We start from the raw sequence: 23,286 nt of genomic DNA, 5'->3' as shown, positions 1-23,286 counted from the left end.
ACGCGGTGCAAGGCGCAAGGAAAATTATTGACGCCGCAAAGCGGCTCACCTTGCAAACGTTCACAAAAGCCGTTTTTTTGCTCTCGTTCCGACAATTTTTTTGTCAACTTACCAATAATGCGAGATTCCCGTGACAAGCACGGGAATGACAATTATTCTATATAATGGAAGTCCTAACAATAAAAATTAGTGAATCAATGAGAGGATTGTCTGTCCGTCATACATAGAAACAATCTGTGTGTATTCTTCTGGAACGTTTGCCTTTTTGAGGTTCTCAACAATTTCGTCCGTTTTGATTGAGCCAATAAGGTTCATAGTCTCTTCGTCGCCGATTGTCTCAACATCAACTGACTCAGCTGGCAGTTCAATTTTGTTGCTTTTTTTGTATTCAGAATCACACTTTAATGTTACGTAAGAAGCCTTTTCTCCGTCACCAAGAATGAGTTCAAATGAACCTTTTTTTGCACTTTTCTCTTCCATTTTGAGCGTGAGAGCGAGATTCTTTGCAAGTGCAACTGCGCTTTCACCAACGCTGTACTGGAGAGTTTCTTTCATCATTCTCTGATAGTTGTCTGCAAGGCGTAATGTGATTGCCCCATTTCCTTTGAAAGACTTTAAGCCTTCAACGTCAAGTTTGTCTGTAGAGAAAAGGAATACGTTTTCTTTGTAAGCAGAAACTTTAAAGTCTCCTGTCATTTTTCCGCCAGAAAGTGAGCCAAAACCGTTAACTGCAAAGACTTCTGATTCAGGCTCAGTAGCTTTCATCTCAAAGCCAAAGTCGTTTCCTTTCTGAGTGAAAATTGACTCAAAAGCGCTTCCTTCAGCCTGAGCAACTTTGTAGCCCTGCATGTTAGATTTAGAATCAGCATAAACGATAACAGAAACATCTTCCAATTCAGCAGTAGATGCAAAAACTTCTGCCAACGCTTCAGCAAATTTGTTTGTAACCTCATCAGCATTCAAATTGCCTGCAATCTGCAAGTCGTTTACAACAGGAATAATCCAGTCGAGGAGCGTGCGGAGATTTTTGCTTTCTGAAACAGCCTTTTTAACGTTTTCTGCTGTAGCTGTTGCATACTCAGGTGTAAGTTTGAAAAGAAGAGCGTTGTAATTTGCAGAAACTTTTTTTGACTCATCAACATCAAGACCGGCAGTTAAAGTTTCTTCTGTGCGCTCAACACCGTTTACACCGGCAAGAACTGCTGTCAAAACTTCATCAACAAATCCTGTAAAGACTTTTTTTGATGGAGCAGATTTGAACAACTGAATTTCTGCAAGATAAATTTTCATTGCATCCTGCATACCCAAAGTAGAACCGTTAACTTTAAAATAATTTTTTAGGAGTTCAGGAACACGGAAGTAAAAATTTCCATTTTCAAGTTCAAAGAGCAAATCAAAAGTGACAATGTTTGTGTCGTTCAAGCCAAAGCCCAAGGACTCTTTAAGTTTTCCGTCATTAAGAATTGCGTTTACGTCCAAATTTATAGATTTGAACCAGCTTACATCAATATTTGGCAACTGTGTTGCAATAAGCCCTTGAATCAAAGCAGCTGTTCCTTCATCGAGGGAAAGTTTAACTTTTCCATTTGAGCCAAAATTTGAAAAATCAACTCCGCTACAAGAATCAGATACGCCGCCAACGAGTTTTTCAGTTGTGCCCATAATTCTGTTGCGAATTGCTGATTTAAATTGCTCGTCAGGTGTCTGCTGCTTTCCGCATGAAACAAACAAAACCGCAGCTGAAAGCACTGCAGTAAGTGTTGAAACTAATTTTTTCATAAAATCTTCCTCTTTAGAAAAAAATAAAAGAATATTTTAACACTTTAGCATAAAACAAATAGAAATGTCATCATAAGCAGAAAAACGCATTAAAAAACTTGCGGACTAAAAAATTGTCTGCACCACCGTAAAATCGTTCCGACAATTTTTTAGTCCGCCACTCATAATGCGCTTTTTATTAAAAATAGAGAACGATAAAAAGGAAATTATTAGGCGCGAATAGCGTGGAGAAGCACGTTTATTAGGATTTCAATTTGTCTTCTGCCATCTACCGCACGGTCAAGATTCAATATTTCTCCAGAAATAGCAAGTTTTTGCGCTACGCAAAAAATCGAGTGCATAATCGTAAAGCACATTTCTATGTCGGTTGATTCTGAAATCACAAAGTTGTTTGAATCGCTAAAGCGGATTGAGCCGTCGGATTTACCTTTTTGAAACGCGTTGATTACGAGCATGTTTGTGGAATTGACCGTATCTTCGTAGGGTTTTAGTTTTTCCGGGCTGATTCCGGCTTTTGTGATAAAAGAATCAAAATAATAAACGAATCTAAAGAATGACCTTTGGCTCACAACTGCAGACTGAAAGACTTCAAGAAGATTTCGGAGTTGCTCAAAACCGCTGAGCAGTCCAAAATCATTCGAAGAAAATTCATTTTCGAATATTTGGGACTCAAGCTTCCATGCGTAAACCGCAACCTCAATCGCCAAATCTTCTTTTGTCTGAAAATATCTGTAAAGCGAGGCTACGCCAATTTCTGCCTGCGAGGCAATTTCGTTCATCGAAATGTTTTCAATTCCTTTTTCTGCGAAAAGCCCAAAGGAACATTCAATGATATGTCTTCGTCGTTCATTTTTGAGATTTTCCATCTCAACCTTTCGTTTTTCAGCGGCCAGCATAGGCATACAGGCTCTCCTTTTTTCCGTCAGCTAATTCTACGGCATGGTATGCCCCATTATAAATTCCTGCCTTTTTATTGGCAAGAACAGCTTTATTCATCGTTTCAAGAATGTCCGGTGAATCAATGAACTGCCGAATCATAAACTGCGCGTATTCAAGTGACTGACACTCAGGCGTGCCGTCGCCAATTTCAGACGCGCGAATCGCTCCCCAACATTCATGGCCACCAACGTGCTGAATCATGAGTTTTGGAAGCGGATAGAACGCAAGTTCGCTAGGCTTTGTCATAAGAACGTCCGCACTTCGCATAAGAAGATTCGTTGCGTAAACAGCGGCAAAAATGTCTTTGTGGCAAAAAACGTGGATTCCAGAAATCGAGTCGTCGTTCAGTGCTTTTTCAGCAAAGGATTTTGTGAACGCCCAGTCGTTAAAATGAGTCTCTGAGAGCGACTCGACTTCCGGGATTTTTTGTTTGAACATATTCCAAACGTTCTCATAATCGCCAATATTAAGGAAGAGAATTGCTTTGTGTTCTTTTATGTACGGAATCAAAGTTTTTATGAGTCCCGCAAAATAGTCGCCCTGCGCCCCGGCTCCGCCAATCGTCAAAAGAAAGCGAAGAGGCTTTTTTTCTGAAATGCGGGCAAGTCGCTTTCGAGTATCCATTTCAAGATTTTTTACAAGCTCGTCGTCAATATAGTGCCCTGCGTAAACAATGTCGTCCTTTCCCATAGGATTTAAGACTTTTTCGCCTGCAAAACCTTTTAGGCTCCTGTAGCACAAATACGAAGAAGGCGTCTGAACAAGGTGGAGCGCTCCCTCCGAAAGATGCAGAGCCATTGCCCAGTTGTCCGGAATCGCGTTCACAACATGGGTAAGTCCCGCATGAATAGCGGCCTGGCTTGGCCAAACGTGGGTCGCAATGTACGGAATGTCTTTTGGAAGGTCGTTCAAAACTGGAGCCATAAGTTCGGCAGTTTTTTGGTCAACCGCATTGTAAGTGAGTTTTTTGAATCCTTCGGTGTTGAGCGGGTCCCAAACAAGCTTATTGAAGAGTTTTGATTTTTGAGAAAGTCTTGAAGCCATTGAATACAAGTTATTCTGATAGCCGATTATTTTGGTGCAAGTCGTTTCCGGGAAAGAATTTAAATCCAGCCAGAGCGGCGTGTATCCCAACGCATGAGCCGCACTTGCCATCGCCATTGAGATTCTGTAATGACCAAAGCCCATTCGGATATTTCCGACGATAATAGGCTTTCTTGGAAGTTCGCCCAAAGGCTCTTTTGAGAGTTTTAAAACTTTTGCTCCAAAAGCAGGAGTAAGCACATCGTTATCAACAGCAACAAGATGATACTGTGTGTTTCTGTCATCACCGAATTTTTTAAGGAATTTCTTTTGCTGAGCGCAAGTCTTTTTTTAAAGTTTTTCTGTCGATTTTGTTTCCAAAAATAACCGATGATCTGTCTGTAATATTCATTATGCTTCTCCTTTTTATTTTTTCTAGGTCGAATGCCGAGTTTTTTATCAACTTACAGGTACTCTGTAGTCCGCTCAAAAGTGTCATTCCGAAGTCGATTCAGCGTGACTTTTAATTGCAAATCTCGTAAATCGAAATTGAATGAGGCTCAAAAACAAAGGATTCGATTTCTCCCTCAATCTCGCGAGAGCCAAACTCAACCACACGGCTAAGATTTGCTTCCGGCGGAACAGTGCCGTTTGCAAGTCGCAAATCGGATTTTTTTACGCGCACTTTTTCGTCGCCAAGATTTATAAATCCCGTGAAGGTTCCTTTTTTATTAAAGATAAAATACTCCGTTGAAGTTTTGTTCACGTGACCAAATTCCTCGCCCTCGAATTTTTCGTAAAGCGTTTCGACCATGCTCGTAAAATAGCCCTCATTCTGCGTGTTAAAATTAACCGGGTCGTCCGAGTGCATAATCTGGCTCGCAAAAAGATAATTAACGAGAGCGATGAGCATTTTTTCTTTGTCGTCGAGCGAAATATTCGTGTAACGCAAAAAAACAACGTCCGGGTCATTTATAAAAACGCCCTGATCCCAGAAAGAATGACCGAGCGTGCTCTGCATGTTCGCAAATGCGCTCGTGCGCGCCGGAAAGCGGCACTTTTTAAGATAATCAACGTCCCAGTCCTCTTTTGTGTCCGGCCCGATTCTTGAAAGCGGGAACGAGTTGAACGAAGATTCAAAAGGCATTCCGCAGCCGAGGTAAGCAACGTTCTCGCCCTTTTTGTTCACTTTTCGTTTGGTAAGCACTTTTACCGCCCGTTCATACCATTCGTAGGCACTTCCGCCATTCTTGAATTTTCCACGGAGCATTCCGGCGAACAAAAAGTCCAGCTTGATATAACGGAAGCCCCAATCGTTAACGACTTTTTCGAGCAGCCTATCAAGATACTCAAGAACATCGTCACGGCTCAAATCAAGGCAGTAATATGAATAAGGAAGACCAGGCTGCTCTTTTCCGAACGCCGCGCCCCACAAGAGATTAAGACCTGCCTGAACGGGCTTGTTTTTTCCGTCGCGCAAAATCCACTCGCGGTGAGCTTTTGCAAATTCCGTGCGCCAGTCGATTATGAACGGAGCCACCCAAAGCCCCGGAACATAGCCTTTTCTGGAAATTGTAGAAGCAAGCTCCGCCATGCCCCACGGAAATCTGTTTTCCAAAGAATCCCACTGCCCTAACCCTTGCTCCCAGCCGTCATCAACCTGAAAAACGCAAGGCTTTTTGTTGTCAATAAAATATGTTTTTATAAGATTCTCAGTCGTTCCGAGTCCTTTTAAGTCCTCGCTTATAAGAGTCTGATTTATGTCTGCATAGTGGTTGTACCAGCTTTCCCAGCCGCCGACCACGATTTTGTCTTCGTTTTTGTTTGAATTGAGAAATTGCAACGAGCCAAAACGATTTTTTTTGTTCGGCGCGTACATTTTTTGAATCGATTCGCGAAGTTCAAAAAAATCATTCGCAGAAAAGATTTTGATTCTCGCGATTTTGTCGCCTTTTTTCCAAGTTTTTCCGTCCGCGTAAACCGTAACAGAAATCTGCCGAGTCGCCCTGTCAACGTAGAATTTTACTGGCGGTAAGTCTTTGCTAGATTCATCATTTTTTATGTTTCCAGTTGAGCAAAGTGCCAAATAAACATTTTTTGATTCAAAAGTCCAGCGCAAATAAATTATAAAACAACCTGCAAGAAGTTTTTTGTCTTTTGGATTTTTGTTTTTGAAGATTTTTTTAGGCAACTTTCCAGGGAAAGAAAAATATCGCTTCCACTGCGGAACAATCGGAAAGTATCTGTCCTGATTTTTGTTCGGTTCAATTTCGCCGCCAAAGCCCCAGCTCTGCCAGCCCGAACCATAGAAGAAAAAGTCATTTTGGCGGCAAAGGGATTTTTTGTCTTCCGGAACACATGAGTCAACTAACTCGTCAATCGAGAATACCGTTACTTCGCGGTTACAAGAGTCTGTTTCGCCAGTCCCCTCATAAAAATATTCATTTCCTAAAGCCGTACTCTCCATAATGACTTCTCCTGATTTTGATTATATATATTATCATACTGATAGTATTACTATCAATAACAGATAAAAAAATAATTTTCTGCGCTGGTTCACGTAACTTCTCCAACGCAGAAAAAAGATAAGCACTCTCCAATGCCTATTTTTTGATGTAAAAAACTAACTCTCTCGCCCGAAAACCTTTTTCGAGATTTATATTTTTCTCTCCGAAACACTTTTTTTAAGATTGTTCGCACCGCGCGAGCAATAAAACTGCATTTTTAAAGTCACTGTATTCCTTTGCGCCGCGACTTGGAAGCAACTAAAAGTGCCCAATGAAGCGCTAGTTTTTCGCCAGAAAAACTAGCGGGAAACGCACTAGTGAACTTTTAGTTTAGGAGTCCACTCGTGGCGTTTCCTTTTATATCTTAGAAGAACATCTCAATACCGATTGGCATGTAGAATTTCTTTGTGTTCGCTTTGTAAGAAAGGTCAACAACGTTCTCTACAGTTCCTTCCATTGACTGGAAAGTGAAGTTTCCGCAGAGACCTGCGAACATGTAGTTGTTTGCAGCAAAAGTCTTCTTTACGTAAACTTCTGCCGCAAACTTGTGCTGCATAAGGTTCAAATCAGCAATGTTAAGGCTGTTTCCAGAGTAAGTGAATTTACCGTCCGCATTTGCAGATGTGATGTTGTAGTTTCCAGAAAGACCTACGAACAAATCCTGTTTGCCGAATGGGTTTACACAAACTTCTGTAAGGAAGTCAGCACCTGCCATAAGAATGTCTGCACCGTAACCTTTTTCCATTGTTACAAGGTCATAAGAGTACTGTGCGAGGTTAGAAGTTCCCTGTCCGCCCCAGATGTGGCCTTTGTACAAGATGAATCCCTTCTGGATTACGCCCATTGTTCCAACACAAGCATACCAGTTGTAGAATTTCTCCGGGTCGTAGTCGCGAAGACCGTCACGAGTTACGATAGGGAGTTTTAAGCCGGCTTCGATAAGATTTGCGTTTGGAGTTTTTTCAAGGTCAACGTCACCGAGACCAGAAGCGCCCCCCATGAATCCGAGCCAGTCAAAACCGATTTCTACACGTCCGTAGTAATCGTTCATGCCATAGCCGGCAGCACGTGCAGTCTGATATTTGCTTGCTTCGTAGCGGTAGTTTGAAGCTGCAATTGAGTCGCCCCAATACTGAGCCTTAACTTGGAAGAGTCCTGGAAGGGTGTAACCGATACCAGCCTGTGCCGTGCGGAATGCGTCATACAAGCCGATAGCCTTGTCGCTGTCCGTATCAGCGGCACTGGCATTTGTTGAAACAGTATTGCTGTTGCTGTCTGTCGTAAGGCCGATGTTTCCTGCAAGGTCGATTGCAGCGTTTGCATAGAATCCCTTGAGGACTGAATCTTCATTACCTTTTACAGAAGTAAACAAACCTGTTGCAGTCCAGATTTCCTGGAAAATATCATCTTCTGATTTTACGTCGCTAGATTCGCGCTGACCGAAGTCTCCGATTGAACCGCGGAGTTCATTTTCGCGCATACGGCCAAATGCAACTTTTGTCTGGAAAAGAGGATTGTCAAACAATCCCCAGATTTTTGCCTGGTCACCGATAGCAACGGCATATTTTCCGTCTTCGTTGTAATTTGTGTCGGCAGTTGACTCTGTAGAATCCCACAACTTGTGTACGAACAAAGCCCTTGCATCTGCATCAAGATTCAAGTCAAATCCAAAGTGCTCGTCCGGAGTACGTCCAACAATCCAGAATCCAACACGTGCGCCGTAAGACCAGTCCGGGTCCAATCCTGCATAGTTGCTTGAGTCAGAAGTGTCTTTTTGAAGACCTTTCAGAGTATTTACGAGAATAGTCCCTGCAACAGCATTTCCAATCTTAGTACCATATTCATTAGCAGCAGCCTGAATATATGTAGTGGCATCAACTCCAGCAGCAGTAGCGGCAGCGGTCAAATCTGCGGCATTCGCAGTTGCCCACTGAGTTGCAGCATAAGTACCAACAGCTGTTGCATAAGCTCCAGCATTACTTCCATCAGCAGCAAGCGTAACAGAGCCGTCACCAGCGTCGTACGCAGTCATTGCAGCAGTTCCTGCTGTTACAGCAGTATTTCCTGTTGAAGTCGTATCCGCAGTAATTTTTGTGCTTGTGCTCTGGTGTCCAATATTGAAAGTTGAGCGTCCCCATGCACCAAATGTAATATCTCCCACACCAGTCTTGAGAGAGTGAGCCTTTAACGTCTCATTTGTTTCGGCAAAAGCCGAAGAGCAAAGCATACCAATGGCAGCAGCACCAGCCATCAATCTCTTTTTAGAAATTTTCATAGTATCCTCCATTTTTGTTTACTTTTTGACCTAAAATACTGTTCGTCCCAAGCCTCTCAATGAGACAAACAATATCTTTATGATAGCATTACTATCACTATAAGCATAGTAATATCAGTAAGATAATCTGTCAATAAAAAATTTAAAAAGCATGGAAATAAGTTTTTAAAACAGAAACACGTAAGATGATGCGGATATATTCAAAAAAATGAAAGCGTAAAAAATAAGGGCGTCTCTAAAAAGTTAAAATTTTTTAGATGCCTGCGAGTTTTAAGTCCTGAAAATAGCAGAACTTAAAACATCGCATTTCCGCAAAAATAAATTCGTTATGACTTACCAAAGCCATTAGTTAACAGTCATACCCCTGTAAAAATGTGCAATCAAGCGTTTTTGCCACGCTCACCCGTTCTCAGGCCGTATAAAACTCAATTTTCCAGTGTCACCCCAAACTTGATTCGGGGGTATTACACTACAGATGGTACAGATGCCGAAATAAATTCGGCATAACGGCAATTTTTAGGCAGCCTTCCCAAAGTTAACGAAATTGCGCTGGCTTACAATACAAGAAATATGTTTTGGCAGTATTTTGAGAAAAGATTGTGCGGAACCGAGCCGTCACAAACCTTTTCCCTCCCTGAAACAGTGGCGAGTCACCCTTCAAAACTCAGCATTTGCCTACGAATCTCATCTTCGCTCATACCAAGTTTTACCGCAGCATCTTTTATTGAAAGCAAGCCTGATTTTATGAGTTCAAAATAAGCAGAAAGTTTTCCCTGCACTTTTCCTTCTGCTCTACCTTCTGCTCGCCCCTTCGCTCGACCTTCTTCAGCCCTCTCATTTCCGTATTCTTCAAAAATCCTGCACATAGTTTCAACTCCTTTTTCTTCCTGCTTGTGATGACGAACTCTGTCTGCAAGTTCCCTATAATTCATTTCGTCCGCGTTAGGTGTACAAAAATCATGCATAAGCTTCCCAATCGCATCGTTGCCCCGATATGTGCCATTCACATAAATTATATTGCAGCCATCTTCGAAAGGCAAATCAGCAGAAACACCGTTGCAAAGCGCAACAGTTTTCTTGATTTTATAAAACGGCACGCCATAACCATAATAATCATTTTCTGTTATAAAAATGATATAAGTTTCTGGAAGAGCATCAAAATCATCAGTCTTTTTTAGACTATGACTGTCCAGCATTGCAAGATTATACCTGCACCGTTTCGGAGAAGCGCCTTTATCCGCACGCTGAACTTCAATATTGTAAAGTCTGCCACCAGTATCAGTTGCCACAATATCAAGCCTGACCGAACGACCGAACAAATTACGCTTTTCTTTCTGCGACATAACGCTTTTTACCTGCAAATCCGTGCGGTCAAGCAAAATCTTAAGCAAAAACTCCGTTAGCTCCGTGTCGCCGTCAAACACAACGGTCATAAAATCGTCATCCATGAGCCGCAATGCCTGAATACGAGCGAACATCTTCGGGTCAATTTTTTCAATAAAACTATTTTTCATAAAAAAGATTCTACAGGATTTATCTTGTTTTGCACACATTAGAGGCTTTTCGAAGTGCCCATTACGAATTCCTAAACAGCTGAAGCTTCGCTATACTACAATTATGATAAAACGCTCTGGATACGCAGATTTACCCTTGCACTACGGAACGGTGCCAAAATGGCTTGCCGACCGCATGATGATTTTGGGAACAGAAATTATTGAAGCCCTTCTCATCAACTACGGAAAAAAAGAAGTCCTCACAAGGCTTTCTGATCCGCTCTGGTTTCAGTCACTTGGCGCCGTGCTCGGCATGGACTGGCACTCAAGCGGAATCACCACGAGCGTAATGTACGCCCTAAAACGCGGCATAAACAAACGCGCGCACGAATTCGGGCTTTGCATTTGCGGCGGACGCGGAAAGTATTCCAGAAAAACACCCGAAGAACTTCTTTATCTTGCCGATGCCACAGGACTCAACGGAACGGAACTCGTAAAAGCGAGCCGTCTCTCCGCAAAAGTTGACAGCACCGCCGTTCAGGACGGTTTTCAGCTTTACATGCACAATTTTATTCTGAGCGACGAAGGAGACTGGGCAGTAGTCCAGCAAGGCATGAATCCGCTCACAAAAACCGCGCGCCGATACCACTGGAGTTCTGAGAACGTAAAATCCTTCGTGGAAGAACCTCACTCTGCCGTAACGGGAGAGAACCAAGGCCGAATACTGAACCTCACGGATTCCGGCGCAAGCCAAACCAGAAGTTCAATTCTCACGCTGAGCCACGAAAATCCTGACAGAATGATAAAAGAAATCGCAAAAATTTCGGGGAAAGATTTTTCAAGGCAGCTGGAATTTAATTTTGATGATGAAAATTTACTAACGAGCCACGAAAAGGAACCTGCGCACCAACATTCAGAATTCACGCGAAGTCAGACAGAGCTTTCTTCGGAATCCCAAAAATCAATTCTCCTCAAAAATGACCGAAACCTCGTAATGCCTTCCCGCCATGAAGTGCAAGCCGAGGACGTTGACTTAAAGCGACTTGGGGCGGTTCTTGCCACCGCCTACGAAAACGACACCAAGGATTTTGAATCCCTTCTGCTCACTCCAGGCCTGGGAGCAAGAACATTGCAGAGCCTTACCCTCGTAAGCGAAGTAATTTACGGAACTCCGAGCCGTTTTTCAGACCCTGCAAGATTCAGTTTTGCCCACGGCGGAAAAGACGGACATCCGTTTCCAGTTCCATGCAAAATCTACGACGAATCCATAAGGATTCTTGGCGAATCAATTGAAAAATCAAAACTCGGTTACAACGACAAATCCGAATGCCTAAAACGACTGAACAAAACAGCCCTCCAAATAGAGCAGAACTGTGACCCTCTCGCCGATTTTGACGCAACTTTAGCCCACGAACGCCAAAATAGCCACAATTGGGGCGGACGCACCTGTCTTGGATTCTCTTAATTTTAGAGTTAGTGGAGTTATTGATTTACTCTTTAAGAAAAATCAAAAAATTCTGAAGTATTTTTATTTCATAAAATGGCAAATTTTTGGATTTTACAGTACTATTTCTTCTATCATTTTAAAAAAAGAAGGTACTAAGAATGAAAAAACTTTTTGTATTGATTGCATTCTTTTTTTTATGCAGTCTTGCAGCTTTCGCACAAAAGGGCAAAGACTATAAATTCTCAGATTCAACGACAATTCATATTGAAGAACTTGATGCTGAAATAATTTATGTCAGAATATCAACCATAGACCCGGCCGACGATTCATTCAAAAAAGCCCAAAATAGCACCGCAGTGTATTTAAACAAATACATGAAAGAAACCTACGGCACAATTCCAGCCTGCCGCGTGCTAGATAAAAACACACAGAACGCTTACCAAGTTGAATACAAATTCCTGCGTTGCAAATAGAGCGTTCACCACAAATTATCGGGCTCGGTTAGAGAGTTTACCGAAGTATGGCCCGATAATCCTTTCAGTGGCAAACAGTTTTACAATAAACAGTTCTGTAATGCTAGCCGACAATCGAGCGGACAAAGTTCAATGAAGACGGAACGTCTTTTACACCTTCAAAAATAAGATAAGCGTCAGGTGCTTCTTTCATAATCACCGGCAAAAAGTCTTTCCATCCCATAATGCCTTGTCCGAGCGGCGCGAATTCAAGCGCGTCACCATTTACGACAAAATCCTTAAGATGAAAACCTGCGATTTTTCCTTTGAACAATTTTAGGCAAGTCTCAAAAATCTCGGTGCGCTTTTCATAATTTCCGATATAAAGATAGTTGTAAACGTCAACAATAAAACGAAAATTCTCCTGACCAGGATCAATTTCATCTGCAAGCCGTTTGAGAACTTCAGGCTTGTACATGCAATGTCCCCACGCACCTTCAAGAGCCATGCAAACTCCAGACTCTTTTGCAATTGCCGGCATAGGGGCAAAAATCTTTTTTACTTCCTCAAAAGCCTCTTCGGTCTGGTTTTTAGGATTGTAAGTCCACTTGTCATCATTATAAGAACCAGTCTCCGAAGCTACGAATTTCGCCCCGAACTCAGACGCATGACGAAGATGGTCGGCATATTTTTCAGCTCCCAAAGTCACTTTGTCTTTGTTCGAGTGAACAGGATTAAAATATGCGCCCAAAAGAGGAATCTCAACACCGTGCGAATTAAATCCCTCGCGGATTTCAGAAACCACTTCCGGCGTGAGCGTTCCAGGATTTCCGTTCTGCCCCTCAACGGCCTTCGCTATCGCAAGCTGAACACCGTCAAAACCCCATTCATGGGCTGTCGAACCAAGCCAGTCGGCACTTCCCTTTCCAATATCATGCGGGCGAATTAAAATTTTCATATCAACTCCTATTCTGAATATGATGCCTTCCGCGCATCACAAGTTTCATCAAATCCCAGTTTTCAAAAAAATCACTATACGACAAACAAATTTTTCCGGTCAGAATCGTAACATCTTCATTAGAAAAATATTTGCTAATTTCAAGATTGCTCCAATCTGCCATGTGGATTCTCAGTTCTTTGTCATTGAATTTTTTTATATGGAATTTGCAAGTGTCTTTTATGTGAACAAACGATTTTTCTTCTTCACTCCAAGCCAAATCGTCTTTTTTTACGGCAGTCGTCACAAATTCAATCTTGTTTCCGTCAGCCATTTCAATGTTAAAAGTATAATTTTCTTCGTAACTGTACGGAAGAGCGGAAAAAGACACTGTTTTGACTCCAGGCTGATTTTTTAAGTTTTCTTCAAGTTCAGAACGTCTGAGATACAGCGGAGCAGAACGTTGTTTCATAAAAAAATAGGATTCGTCACTCAAGTTGATTTTTTTTAGGAACGAAAAATCTTCCGGCACGTTCGGAAGGCGAAGAATATCAAGAAGAATCAAATCATACTCGTCAATCACAGTTTTCAAGTTGTCGAATTTTATCATCGACGCATTTCCGACGGGATTGTTGCTGAAAAAAAACGAATCCGCGACAGCCTTGCTGTCTTCAGGAATTCTCTGCGGATTATAATAAAAAATCTTAACTTCGCAATCGCCAATTTTATCGACCCCAAAATTCTTTCCGCCGAGATTTTCCCCCATCGAAGAAACGGAAATAAACTTTCCGTCCTTAAGATAAATTTCAGCGGAATTGCACAAATACCCAGATTCCCTTTGAACAAGAGAATCGTCTTTTACCAAAACAACTTCTTCAACTTTTGGGAGCTTCGACAAATTTTCGAGCATTTGAGCAGTACTTTCTTGCTTTAACAAAAACGACGACGAATCATAAATGTCAGGAACAAAAAGCAGCAGAACGTAAAATACAATTCCAATTACAAAAAGCAAAGATACGCAGAGTATGAACAGTGCATTTTTAGATTTCATACGAAGGTTGTCCTAAGATTAAATTTTCAAAGGTCTCTCAATTTTGAGATAACCTAAAGACTTTTTGAATTGAACAAAATCATTGTAATTATCGGGATTATAACAAAAATCATTCAGTTTTCTTTTTAGTTTTCAGACTTGAACAATAAGAATTCTGACTATTTTCAAAATTCAGAATTGAGCCTATTATACCAATATGACAAATGCTCTTTATTTAATCCCGGTCCCGCTCACAGAAAATTTTGATTCGCAAAGTGATTTTTATTCACTTCCAGCGGGCAATGCCGAAATACGTAAAAAAAATCCGATATTTTATCGTAGAAAGCCGAAAATCAGCCGTAAGATTTTTGATTTCGCTAGACAAATCTTTTCCGATTGACGACTGCACTTTTACAGAACTTAGCGAACACACCAACGAAAAAACTGATATTTCTAAAATGCTCATTCCGCTCGAAAAAGGCGAGCCGATGGGCGTTATTAGCGATGCGGGCTGCCCTGCCGTTGGAGACCCTGGAAGCCGTGCGGTGGAAATGGCGCACAAAAAAAATCTTCGGGTAATTCCGTTGGTCGGCCCGAATTCAATGATAATGTCGATTATGGCAAGCGGATTCAACGGACAGAATTTTGCATTCAACGGTTATCTTCCTGTAAAAAACAACGAACGTGAAAGCAAATTAAAAACTTTGGAAAACAGAGTTTACAAAGAGAATCAGACTCAGCTTTTTATTGAGACTCCGTACCGAAACGCAAAAATGGTTGAATCTATCGTAAAAGCGTGCAAGGGCGAAACTTTGCTTTGCATAGCCAGCGGAATCACAACGGAAAAGGAATTTATTTCTACAAAGTCGATAAAGGAATGGAAAAAACTTTTGCAAAAAAAAGATTCGGACAAAGAATTTGAAAAATTCCTGTCCGAAAAAATTCCGACTATTTTTCTTCTATATAAATAGAATAGCCTAAATGCCTAGCGGCGTTTTCCGAAAATTCGCAAAAGCGCGAGGAAGAGATTTATAAAATCAAGATAAAGGTCAAGAGCCGCGAGAATCGCAACTTTTTTGAAATCATCAGAACCGTTTGCGTTCTCGGCAACTCTCTGGATTTTCTGTGCATCATAAATCGTAAGCCCTGTGAACACGATTACAGTGAGGATTGCAAGACCAAAATCAAGAATCGTAACAGCCATAAAGAACGAAAGGATGAATTCAACGACTGTCGCGATAACGATTCCGAACAAGCCCATCATGCAGTAGCGTCCCACGGTGGCAAGATTGCGCTTTGTTGTGGCGCCGTAAATGCACATTACGAGGAACATTGCGCTACAAGAAAAGAATGCGGCAAAAATTGATTCAAGCTGGTAGCGGAAAAGGATTGAAGAGAGTGTAATTCCGTTCAAAACTGAATATACTACGAATCCAACCGTAGCTGCCGTTACGGAAATTCGTCTGATGCAGAAGAAAGATACCAGACGAGTCCGAGTTCCGCGAGGAACAAAACGATGAATCCGAATCTGCCACCGTAAAGGAATTTTCCGAATGCTGTAAATTGACCATAAGGATTTACGATTGAAATTGCAGTAACAAAGGCAGACACCGCGCTGATTAAAAGAGCCAATGCCATCCAGCCGTAAGTTCTTCCGAGAAATCGAGAGCGTTCTACGTCCGTTGTGAGAACAACGTTTTCCATTTTTAATACCTCCATTTTTAAAGGCGAAAATACAGGAATTTGCAAAACAAATCCCTAAAAAATCTTACAGCAGAATTGGAAACGCTACAAGTTGAGTTTTAAAGTTTGAGTTGACTTTCTGCGTTTTCGGAAACGCTACAAATCTACTTTACAACTTTAAGTATTCTTGTGCGTTTCCCACAAGTTTTGCAATGGCAAAACTCGTGCTTTGGTGGGTGAGCTTGCAGGTGTTTTAAAATCGCGGCGACAAGCTCTGCCACGATTTTAAGAAGCAGTTTTATTGCCCGCGCACCGCGTGCAATTTTTGTGGAATTTTTATTTCACATGACAGTCGGCTAGGAAACGCTACAACAGGAAAACTCATGTGTTCAGCATTATATACTCTCCGATGTAAAAATCTGTTGGTCGTCCGCTACGTCGCCTAAAAAAATGATGGCTGAGCGGAATAGGTATCTGACTCGCTTCGCTCGCACCGCTCAGAATCATTTTTTTATTCGCCTTCGCTACCGACCAACAGATTTTTAGTCAACTCTTCTTCTACACTGAGTTTTCCAAATTCGGAGGAAGAAAAAGATTATTTTCTCTCAAAAATGTCTGTGGTCGGGTCGTAGGTGGCGATTTCGGAAAAATTGACTTTTTTGATGAATTCTTGCAAGTTGCCAACGGAAAAAATAGAGTGCACAGGATTGTATCCGAAGTTTTCTGAATAGTAATTCAAATCAGAGTGCATAAGAGAACTTGAACGTCTTTTTTCCTGCTGAGGGGAAATAAAAACCGTCAATGAAGATTTTAAGGCAGCCGATTTTTTTGAAAACATTTCGTCAACTTTCTCTGAGAGTTTTTGTAGCGACATCTCGCCTTTTGGCAAACACGAAATAAAATAATAGATGAACGCGTTTCGTTTGTCGGTTTTTAGTTTTTCGGTTAAGTCTTCAACCGCGCTTGTAATTTTTTCGTATTCCAACAAGTCGCTTTTTGTGGGAAGCCCCAGTTTTTGCCCCGCCCTGTATTCGTCACAGTTAGAAAAACCGCCTTTTGTGGCTGCCCTAAATTCATCCGCACGGGAAAAACCTTTTGATTTTGCACGAGCGTACTCAGCTTTGCTTTCAAAACCAGCTGCCGTATATTCAAGATACTCTTTGTAATCATCATATTTTTTTAAGTCAAGTTTTTTTGCCGCGTAAAAGTCACTGGAATTTTTAAAGCCGTTTTTGAACGCGGCATCGCCTTCCTGAAGACTTTCAAAACGATTTGCTTTGTAAAAATAGAAAAAATCCTTGTCAGTGATTCTGAGAGACATTGCCTCTTCGTAATCGTCAGAAGTCTTGAATCCTAAAGATTTGCCTTTTTTAAAATCTTCAAGATTTTTGTAGCCTTCAATCAAAAAACGAAAAACTGTACCATTGACAATAAAAAACGTCTCGACAGTTTTTGAGGAATTTGCCCGCCCAGCTCCGCCATACCCAAGAAAAAGAGTCTGAACTTTATGAGTTTTGATAAGATATTCAAAATCATCAATATTTTTTACGACCACGCTTGAAGAAGCAGAAAAATTCGTTCCAGAATCCGCGTCAACATACCGAATTTCGGCAAATGCACCGAAGGTAACGAGAATCAAAATGAAGTCCGAAAAGATTTTTCGCATACACGCTCCTAAAATGAATTCCAAATTATAAACTTGCTGGTGTAAAAATCTGCTGGCCTTCGTTAACACCAGAACAGATTTTTAGTCACCTTTTTTATACGGGGTTCATATTATTTTTAAAAATAGTAATTTACCGTGTAAGACAGACCAGCCTTCATGTAAAAGAACTCCTTTTCATTCGTCGAAGAATAGGTCAGAGTGCCTGTAGAATCTTTTGTGAGAGAATAAGTTTTAGTCACAGTCGGTTCAACAGAATTCTTTTCTACGATATCGCAAAGTTCATAACCCGAAGCAACGTTGTAAATCGGATTTGAGGTCATAAAATAATGCACGGAAAAAGATTTTACGTCGAATGAACCAAGTCCGGTCTCAACTGCGATATATTTTGTTACCCTATGAGCATTTCCGCCATTGCTTGTACTCGTCCACATTTTGTAGCCGCATTTTATTACCGTCGGTTCGGAGTCGCCACTGCCGTCGGAACAACCAAGAGGTACAAAAAGCAGAAAAGCTGAAAAAAGGACAAAAAAGATTTTCTTAAGAATCATAACTCACCTCCTCGTAAAAAGTAATTTTTTCCTTTCTTGAAGTAATATTATAATCTTAAAATTTTCTAAAAACAATATTTTTATAACTTAGAAGGTATTTTTATTACCTATATACAAGTTTTTATTTAATTTGTTCACGATAATAATTTTTGATTATGCAAGAAAACACTGAAATTCCCGGAACAGAAAATACAGAAAAATCAACAGAGCCCATCTCCAAACTTTTTGGCGGAAACGTAAAAAAATACCGAAAAATGGCTGGATTAACACAAGAACAACTTTCTGAAAAATTGGGGATTTCGCAAAAACATCTTTCTATCATCGAAACGGGAACTCAGTTTGCCTCGGCAACGCTAATCGGTAAAATTTCAAAGACGCTTCGCGTGGCTCCGGGGGATTTGTTCGGCGGTTCAAGCGACGAACTGAAAAAAGAAATCACAAAAACCCGCGAAATTTTGATGAGCATGTTTGTAAATGAACTAACGCGAAAAAACGCGATTCTTTCGAGCGAACTAAGCGAAATTCGGGAGATTCTAAAAGAAAAACTCTAAGATTAGAGCCTGTTAAAAAATTGCCATTCAGAGTTCTTTTCAAAATCTCAAAGCATAGATGCTGAATCAAGTTCAGCATGACGGAGTTTGTAAATTCTGCATGATGACTTATGTCATTCCGAACTTGTTTCGGAATCCCTGCTGAAAAGATTCGCTAAAACAAATCCAACATTGAATCAAGATAGACTTTTTCGCGCACTTCAAGAATGTGCTCAGGTTTTGTCATATAATATAGAAGAAACTCAAACACAACTGCGCTGCCCAGCCCCCTTCCTTCAATCTTAAAATTAGAAAAACCAAACGGCAAGTAAGAATCCAGAATATCCTGAATACCGATAAATCCGGGATTTTTCATTGCCTTTGAAAATCGGTAGCCGCCAGCGGCATCTGGCGCAGTGCATTTGTGATCAGGAACGTCCTCGCACAAATTTTTCTGGCTAACATTTTTGTAGCAAGCCTTGCGGTCTTTGCAGCCAAAATTGCAGCACTCGTTGCAAAGAAATTCCACTTTGGACTTTTGTGAATCTGAAAGCGAAGAAAACTTTTCAAAAGATTTGTTGAGCCTAAAATCTGGAACGACATATTTAAAATCCGGGCGGTCAAGTTCATTGCGCAAATCCTCAAAATCCGTGAGAACTTTCGTTGTTGAAGAGACCAGATAAAGATTCGGAAAGTTGATTTTTAGATAGTCCGCGAGCAAATCCGAATGAACGATTACGCCACTTTGAACGCAAGATTTTTCAAACAACGAGCAAAGCGAATTGCATTGTTCGTCAGAAAGATGCTCTTGCCGCAGCAACGAATTACTGAACGTAAGGCGCGCAGATATTTTAAAGTCATTCATCAGTCCAAAAACGTCTTTCGCATTCGCACTCCCAAAACTCGTGCGTCCCCCGCCCCAAAGCGAGCCTTCAGGCGCACCGTAAATCGAGCCGATTTCGCACCAATCATAAAAGAATTCCCGGTTCTCGCGAAAAATCGGCAAAAAAGTTTTGTAAAGCTCATAAAATTCAAAAAGCCCCGGAAGATGATAATATGCAGTAACTTTGTTCTGATTTTGCAAGGCAATCTCCATGAAGTTCTGTCGCTAAAACAACCGACAATCTAAATCGGCGCAATCATAGGAACCTTTATTAGTTCCGACAAGGTTTGCGGTTGGTCTTTCTGGCTCTAGTGGCAAGTAGCTGCACGGCAAAAGTCGTATTTTAAAGCCGGGAGGGCGTGCGGTGTCAGTAGGAAAAATCTTTATGATTTTAGTGATAATCGTGCTTTTTTCGCTCGGTTATCCTGTCTGGTAACGTGCCTCTCTTCGAACATTTTTGTAAGGAAGCATAAAAAAACCGCCTCGTCTTCCAAAACACAGGCGGTTTTTTAACCAAATGTATGAAGACCAACCGTAACCTTGATTGCGTCTTTCTTTTTTGCATTCTAGTTCACTTTATGTGTTTCGTCAACTTTTCGCATTTGAGGTTAACCAAGTTTTCTTCCCTAAATTGACAATATTTGTAATAATTATAAAATTGTAAGATAATCATTTTTATAAAGGTTTTATATGACGTTACAATCTAATGCAGAACAAATTTCTAAAATTACTAAATTAATGGAAGAAAAAGGAATTCGACCATCGGTTCAGCGCACGATGATTTATGAGTATCTTTACAATCATCGCACTCATCCGACGGTCGATATGATTTACACGGAGCTTTCGCCATTTTATTCCACGCTTTCTAAAACGACGGTTTACAATACGCTAAAGCTTTTTGCCGAAAAAAATTTGGTTCAGGTCGTAAAAATTGAGGATGATGAACTTCGCTACGATGTAGAAACCAAGCCACACATTCATTTTAAATGTGTTGAATGCAATAAAATCTACGATATTTTTGCGGACGAGCAAATTCAAAATCTAAATGATTCATGCGAAAAGCTTCTTCCGGCAGGATTCTTCGGTTCAACTATTCAAACTTGCATCTGGGGGCGATGCGCAAACTGCGAATCTACAAAAAAAGGTTTATAACTAAATTAGAATTCCGATAATTGAAAGGATAAACTTTTTTGTGGGAGTAATAATGAAGAAAATTTTATCAAAATCATTGCCGATTTTTGCAACCGTCCTAGTTCTGTCCGCATGTGCCTCAACAAAGCACACGGCTTCGCTCCAGGAATTAATTTTGCAGGGTCGCTATGATGAAGCAAGAGCACTTTTTAATACATCAACTAACATAAATGAATGTGATGAGGAAGGAAACACGGCTCTTCATATTGCCGCAAAAGTAAACGAAGCCGATCTTGTAAGTTTTCTTATAATAAAGGGCGCTGATACAGAAATCAAAAACAATGCCGGTGACACGGCGCTTCATGTCGCAATAAAAAATAATAATCTCGAATCTACAAAAGTTCTCGCTATAGTTCATGGGGACATTTTCTCAAAGGATGCGGCGGGAAATACTGCACTCGAATTGGCCCTCGCAAAAGGAGCCCCGTGGTATGATGCGACAATCACACAGCAGACTGGGAAAATCCGCAACACGGAAGGTCAATCCATCGTACACTATTTTGTAAAGACCGAAAACGAAAAGGCTATTGAACACTGCATAAAGCAAGGACTTTCGCTCTCGGACGAGGATAACAACGGAAAGACTCCGCTTGCACTCGCCTACGAAAACGCACAGGATCCGGCTGCAATAAGAATAGCCGCCACACTTCTTAGAAAAGGTGCGGCTCCTGTAGGCGGAGATTTTTTCTATTTTGAGCAGGCCGTAAGAAATCACAACATGCTCATGCGTTTTGAAGACGGTCAGACTCCTCTTCACCTCGCAACGATTCAGGGACACACGGGTATTGTTGAATATATTTTAAAAGAACGCTCTTCTATAAGCCTGGACAGCATTCTCGCGGCGCAGGACATCGTTGGCGCAACACCTTTGCATGACGCTGTACGAAACGGACGAGCAGACATTGTTCAAATGCTCCTTGCAAACGGTGCAAAGGTAAATGCTCTAGACTCAATCGGAAAAACACCGATTCTTCTGATTATTCCAAAGGAATCTCAAAAAAATATTTACGAAACTTTGATTAAATACAAAGCTAACGTAAATCAAAAAGATATGTACGGAGACACAGTTCTTCACGTAGCAACAATGAATCAGGTTGATGTGAGCGTTCTTCAGCTTTTAGTTGACAACGGAGTTTCTGTGAACGAACGAAACAAGCAGGGAGTTACGCCGCTCGCGCTCGCAATCGAGCAGAACGTTCCGTCGCACGTAACTTTTTATGCGCAAAACGGTGCTGACTTGTACGCCGAAGACATGAAAGGCAATTCTCCGCTTTCAAAAGCCCTTGAATCAAAATCTCCTGAAATCTTAAAAACTCTCGTTACAAAAGAAAACGCAAGTTCAAAAGATTCAGAAGGAAACACGCCTCTCCACATCGCGCTGCAAAAAAATGCTTCTATTGAATATGTAAAATACATCGTTGACGCGGGTGCAGATGTAAATGCACGAAACAAAAACGGTGACTCGGTTCTTTTTATTGCCGTTCAGAAAAACAAAAAAGAGGCAGGTGAACTTCTCCTCGACAAGGGAGCTGATATTTTCGCTTCGAACATGCAGAACAACTCGGCACTCAGAATCGCGCTCGTAAAAGGAAGCCCGATTCAGGATTGGCTCATAACTTCAAGAACGCTGCACCAGACTGACGGTACGGGAAACACCCCGCTCCACTACGCAGCTGAATGGCAGCTTTCAAGAGCTACGACTTCGCTCATCAAAAAGGGTGCAAAAATCAATGCCGAAAACGCTAACGGCGAGACTCCGCTTTTTTCTGCCGTAAAAGGCAACAATCAGGGAATAATTCAGACTTTGATTGACAACGGTGCGGTTTACGACACTTCAAGCAATCTAGCCCGCGACCATTTGGGAAACACTCCGCTCCACGCTGCCGTAAAATGGAACGCCACAAAATCAGCGGAAAAGCTTATCGCGCTAGGAATCGATGTTGACGCACAGAATTTGAGCGGAAAAACAGCTTTGAGCGACACTTGCCGCGCGAACAAACGCGACATGGCAATATTGCTGATTAAAAACGGCGCAGACGTAAATGCCACGGATTCAACCGGACGCACAATCCTTATGGATGCAGTTCTTGGTCGAAACGCAGATATGATAAAGCTTCTTTTGGACAGCGGGGCAAAACCGCAGATTCAGGATATGTACGGAAAAACAGCTTATCATGATGCGGCCGCAATTGGCGACGTAAGCATTATCAATTTGATTCGCAACGCGGGCGGAAATCCTCTCGCAAGGGATTCAAAGGGTGACACACCGTTCTCTCTGTCGCTCCGATACAAACTTGACGTTATAAAAGCCGTTCTGGGAACTGATACAACAATCGTTGACTCAGACGGAAACACTCCGATTCACATTGCCGTTGAAAAGAACGTGAGCAAAGACTTACTCACAAGCCTTTTAAAAATCGGCTATCCGGCAACGCCACGAAACGGAAAAGGCGTTACAGCTTTGAACACAGCCGTTACAAAAAATTCACGCTTGCTTTCGCAGGTTCTTCTTGAATACAACGCAGATCCTTACCTTGCAACTAATAACGGCGAAAACGCGCTCACAAGCGTATTCAAAACAAAAAACTTGCAGATTCTTGATGAAATCGTAAAATATGCTGGCAAAAAGACTGACAAGCAAGGTGACGGAATCTTGCATTATGCAGCTCGCACAGCGGATGAAGAAGTTGTAAAGCATCTTGTTTCGCTGAACCTAGACAAGACTGCAAAAAATATTTCTGGCGAAACGCCTGCACAAATGGCTGCCCGCTGGGACAGACCAGAAATCGCGGCATTGCTAAAATAACCTCGCCATCATAAAAATCTTAGGGGCGTTCGCTTCGGGGTTCAGAAAAAATGATGATGACCGTAATAAGTATCCGACTTCCTTCGGTCGCGAACGG

18 protein-coding genes and 1 pseudogene are annotated in these 23,286 nt (G+C 41.5%); 6 read left to right on the top strand and 13 right to left on the bottom strand.

All coding sequences use genetic code 11. From position 1 onward, the window contains the following. Positions 1-186 precede the first annotated feature (186 nt). The 6 genes and pseudogenes from JI65_RS06520 to JI65_RS06495 all read right to left on the bottom strand — a co-directional run bounded on the left by JI65_RS06520 (position 187) and on the right by JI65_RS06495 (position 10,037). Positions 187-1,779 carry a hypothetical protein gene (locus tag JI65_RS06520; RefSeq protein WP_191014571.1) on the bottom strand — a complete coding sequence of 531 codons (1,593 nt, stop codon included), beginning with the start codon at positions 1,777-1,779 and terminating at the stop codon, positions 187-189. A 209-nt stretch (positions 1,780-1,988) separates the two neighbouring features. Further along, entirely contained in the window at positions 1,989-2,681 is a 693-nt protein-coding gene (locus tag JI65_RS06515; RefSeq protein WP_191014570.1) for a TetR/AcrR family transcriptional regulator, read from the bottom strand. Continuing rightward, positions 2,662-4,032: pseudogene (locus JI65_RS06510) on the bottom strand (DUF6938 domain-containing protein); the annotation flags it as partial. The gene JI65_RS06515 and the pseudogene JI65_RS06510, both read right to left, overlap by 20 nt. A 232-nt stretch (positions 4,033-4,264) precedes the next feature. Continuing rightward, the gene (locus tag JI65_RS06505) at positions 4,265-6,208 is read right to left on the bottom strand and encodes a glycoside hydrolase family 36 protein (protein ID WP_191014569.1); all 1,944 of its coding nucleotides are present in this window, start codon (positions 6,206-6,208) and stop codon (positions 4,265-4,267) included. Positions 6,209-6,612: 404 nt separating this feature from the next. Next, entirely contained in the window at positions 6,613-8,523 is a 1,911-nt protein-coding gene (locus JI65_RS06500) for a hypothetical protein (RefSeq protein WP_191014568.1), read from the bottom strand. Between the two features lie 650 nt (positions 8,524-9,173). Beyond that, entirely contained in the window at positions 9,174-10,037 is an 864-nt protein-coding gene (locus JI65_RS06495; protein WP_191014567.1) for a PD-(D/E)XK nuclease family transposase, read from the bottom strand. A gap of 103 nt (positions 10,038-10,140) precedes the next feature. Here JI65_RS06495 and JI65_RS06490 point away from each other — a divergent pair, with 103 nt between their 5' ends. Both JI65_RS06490 and JI65_RS06485 read left to right on the top strand, forming a co-directional pair. Further along, a complete protein-coding gene (locus JI65_RS06490; protein ID WP_191014566.1) occupies positions 10,141-11,481 on the top strand; it encodes a DUF763 domain-containing protein in 1,341 nt (446 codons plus the stop codon). A 140-nt stretch (positions 11,482-11,621) separates the two neighbouring features. Next, a complete protein-coding gene (locus JI65_RS06485; RefSeq protein ID WP_191014565.1) occupies positions 11,622-11,936 on the top strand; it encodes a hypothetical protein in 315 nt (104 codons plus the stop codon). 103 nt (positions 11,937-12,039) lie between these two features. On the opposite strand, the gene JI65_RS06480 is transcribed toward JI65_RS06485, so the two are convergent. Further along, a complete protein-coding gene (locus tag JI65_RS06480) occupies positions 12,040-12,873 on the bottom strand; it encodes a sugar phosphate isomerase/epimerase family protein (protein WP_191014564.1) in 834 nt (277 codons plus the stop codon). Between the two features lies 1 nt (position 12,874). Then, a complete protein-coding gene (locus JI65_RS06475) occupies positions 12,875-13,903 on the bottom strand; it encodes a hypothetical protein (protein WP_191014563.1) in 1,029 nt (342 codons plus the stop codon). 281 nt (positions 13,904-14,184) lie between these two features. On the opposite strand from JI65_RS06475, the gene JI65_RS06470 reads away from it, so the two are divergent. Next, positions 14,185-14,853, top strand: a complete 669-nt coding sequence (locus tag JI65_RS06470) for an SAM-dependent methyltransferase (RefSeq protein WP_197971919.1) — start codon at positions 14,185-14,187, stop codon at positions 14,851-14,853. A 14-nt stretch (positions 14,854-14,867) separates the two neighbouring features. Here the strand turns inward: JI65_RS06470 and JI65_RS06465 are convergent, their stop codons facing one another. The 4 genes from JI65_RS06465 to JI65_RS06455 all read right to left on the bottom strand — a co-directional run bounded on the left by JI65_RS06465 (position 14,868) and on the right by JI65_RS06455 (position 17,779). Next, positions 14,868-15,341, bottom strand: coding sequence for a Bax inhibitor-1/YccA family protein (locus JI65_RS06465; RefSeq protein WP_242457185.1), 474 nt, complete (start codon positions 15,339-15,341; stop codon positions 14,868-14,870). Continuing rightward, positions 15,332-15,586: a Bax inhibitor 1 family protein gene (locus JI65_RS17370; RefSeq protein ID WP_242457183.1), complete on the bottom strand. Its 255-nt coding sequence runs from the start codon at positions 15,584-15,586 to the stop codon at positions 15,332-15,334. Before JI65_RS17370 ends, JI65_RS06465 begins: the two co-directional genes overlap by 10 nt. A gap of 574 nt (positions 15,587-16,160) precedes the next feature. Then, entirely contained in the window at positions 16,161-17,231 is a 1,071-nt protein-coding gene (locus JI65_RS06460) for a hypothetical protein (protein WP_191014562.1), read from the bottom strand. 116 nt (positions 17,232-17,347) lie between these two features. Beyond that, positions 17,348-17,779 carry a hypothetical protein gene (locus JI65_RS06455; RefSeq protein WP_191014561.1) on the bottom strand — a complete coding sequence of 144 codons (432 nt, stop codon included), beginning with the start codon at positions 17,777-17,779 and terminating at the stop codon, positions 17,348-17,350. Positions 17,780-17,934: 155 nt separating this feature from the next. On the opposite strand from JI65_RS06455, the gene JI65_RS06450 reads away from it, so the two are divergent. Further along, on the top strand, positions 17,935-18,330 hold the full coding sequence (locus JI65_RS06450) for a helix-turn-helix domain-containing protein (RefSeq protein WP_191014560.1): 396 nt from the start codon (positions 17,935-17,937) through the stop codon (positions 18,328-18,330). A 154-nt stretch (positions 18,331-18,484) separates the two neighbouring features. Here JI65_RS06450 and JI65_RS06445 read toward each other — a convergent pair whose 3' ends face one another. Then, the gene (locus JI65_RS06445) at positions 18,485-19,393 is read right to left on the bottom strand and encodes a hypothetical protein (protein ID WP_242457182.1); all 909 of its coding nucleotides are present in this window, start codon (positions 19,391-19,393) and stop codon (positions 18,485-18,487) included. A 489-nt stretch (positions 19,394-19,882) separates the two neighbouring features. Here JI65_RS06445 and JI65_RS06440 point away from each other — a divergent pair, with 489 nt between their 5' ends. Both JI65_RS06440 and JI65_RS06435 read left to right on the top strand, forming a co-directional pair. Continuing rightward, the gene (locus tag JI65_RS06440; protein ID WP_197971918.1) at positions 19,883-20,344 is read left to right on the top strand and encodes a Fur family transcriptional regulator; all 462 of its coding nucleotides are present in this window, start codon (positions 19,883-19,885) and stop codon (positions 20,342-20,344) included. A gap of 52 nt (positions 20,345-20,396) precedes the next feature. Further along, the gene (locus JI65_RS06435; protein WP_191014558.1) at positions 20,397-23,189 is read left to right on the top strand and encodes an ankyrin repeat domain-containing protein; all 2,793 of its coding nucleotides are present in this window, start codon (positions 20,397-20,399) and stop codon (positions 23,187-23,189) included. Positions 23,190-23,286: the final 97 nt, after the last annotated feature.

This window comes from Treponema zioleckii (genome assembly GCF_014737315.1).
Classification (GTDB): Bacteria; Spirochaetota; Spirochaetia; order Treponematales; family Treponemataceae; genus Treponema_D; species Treponema_D zioleckii.
This window is presented reverse-complemented; position numbering and strand designations above follow the sequence as displayed.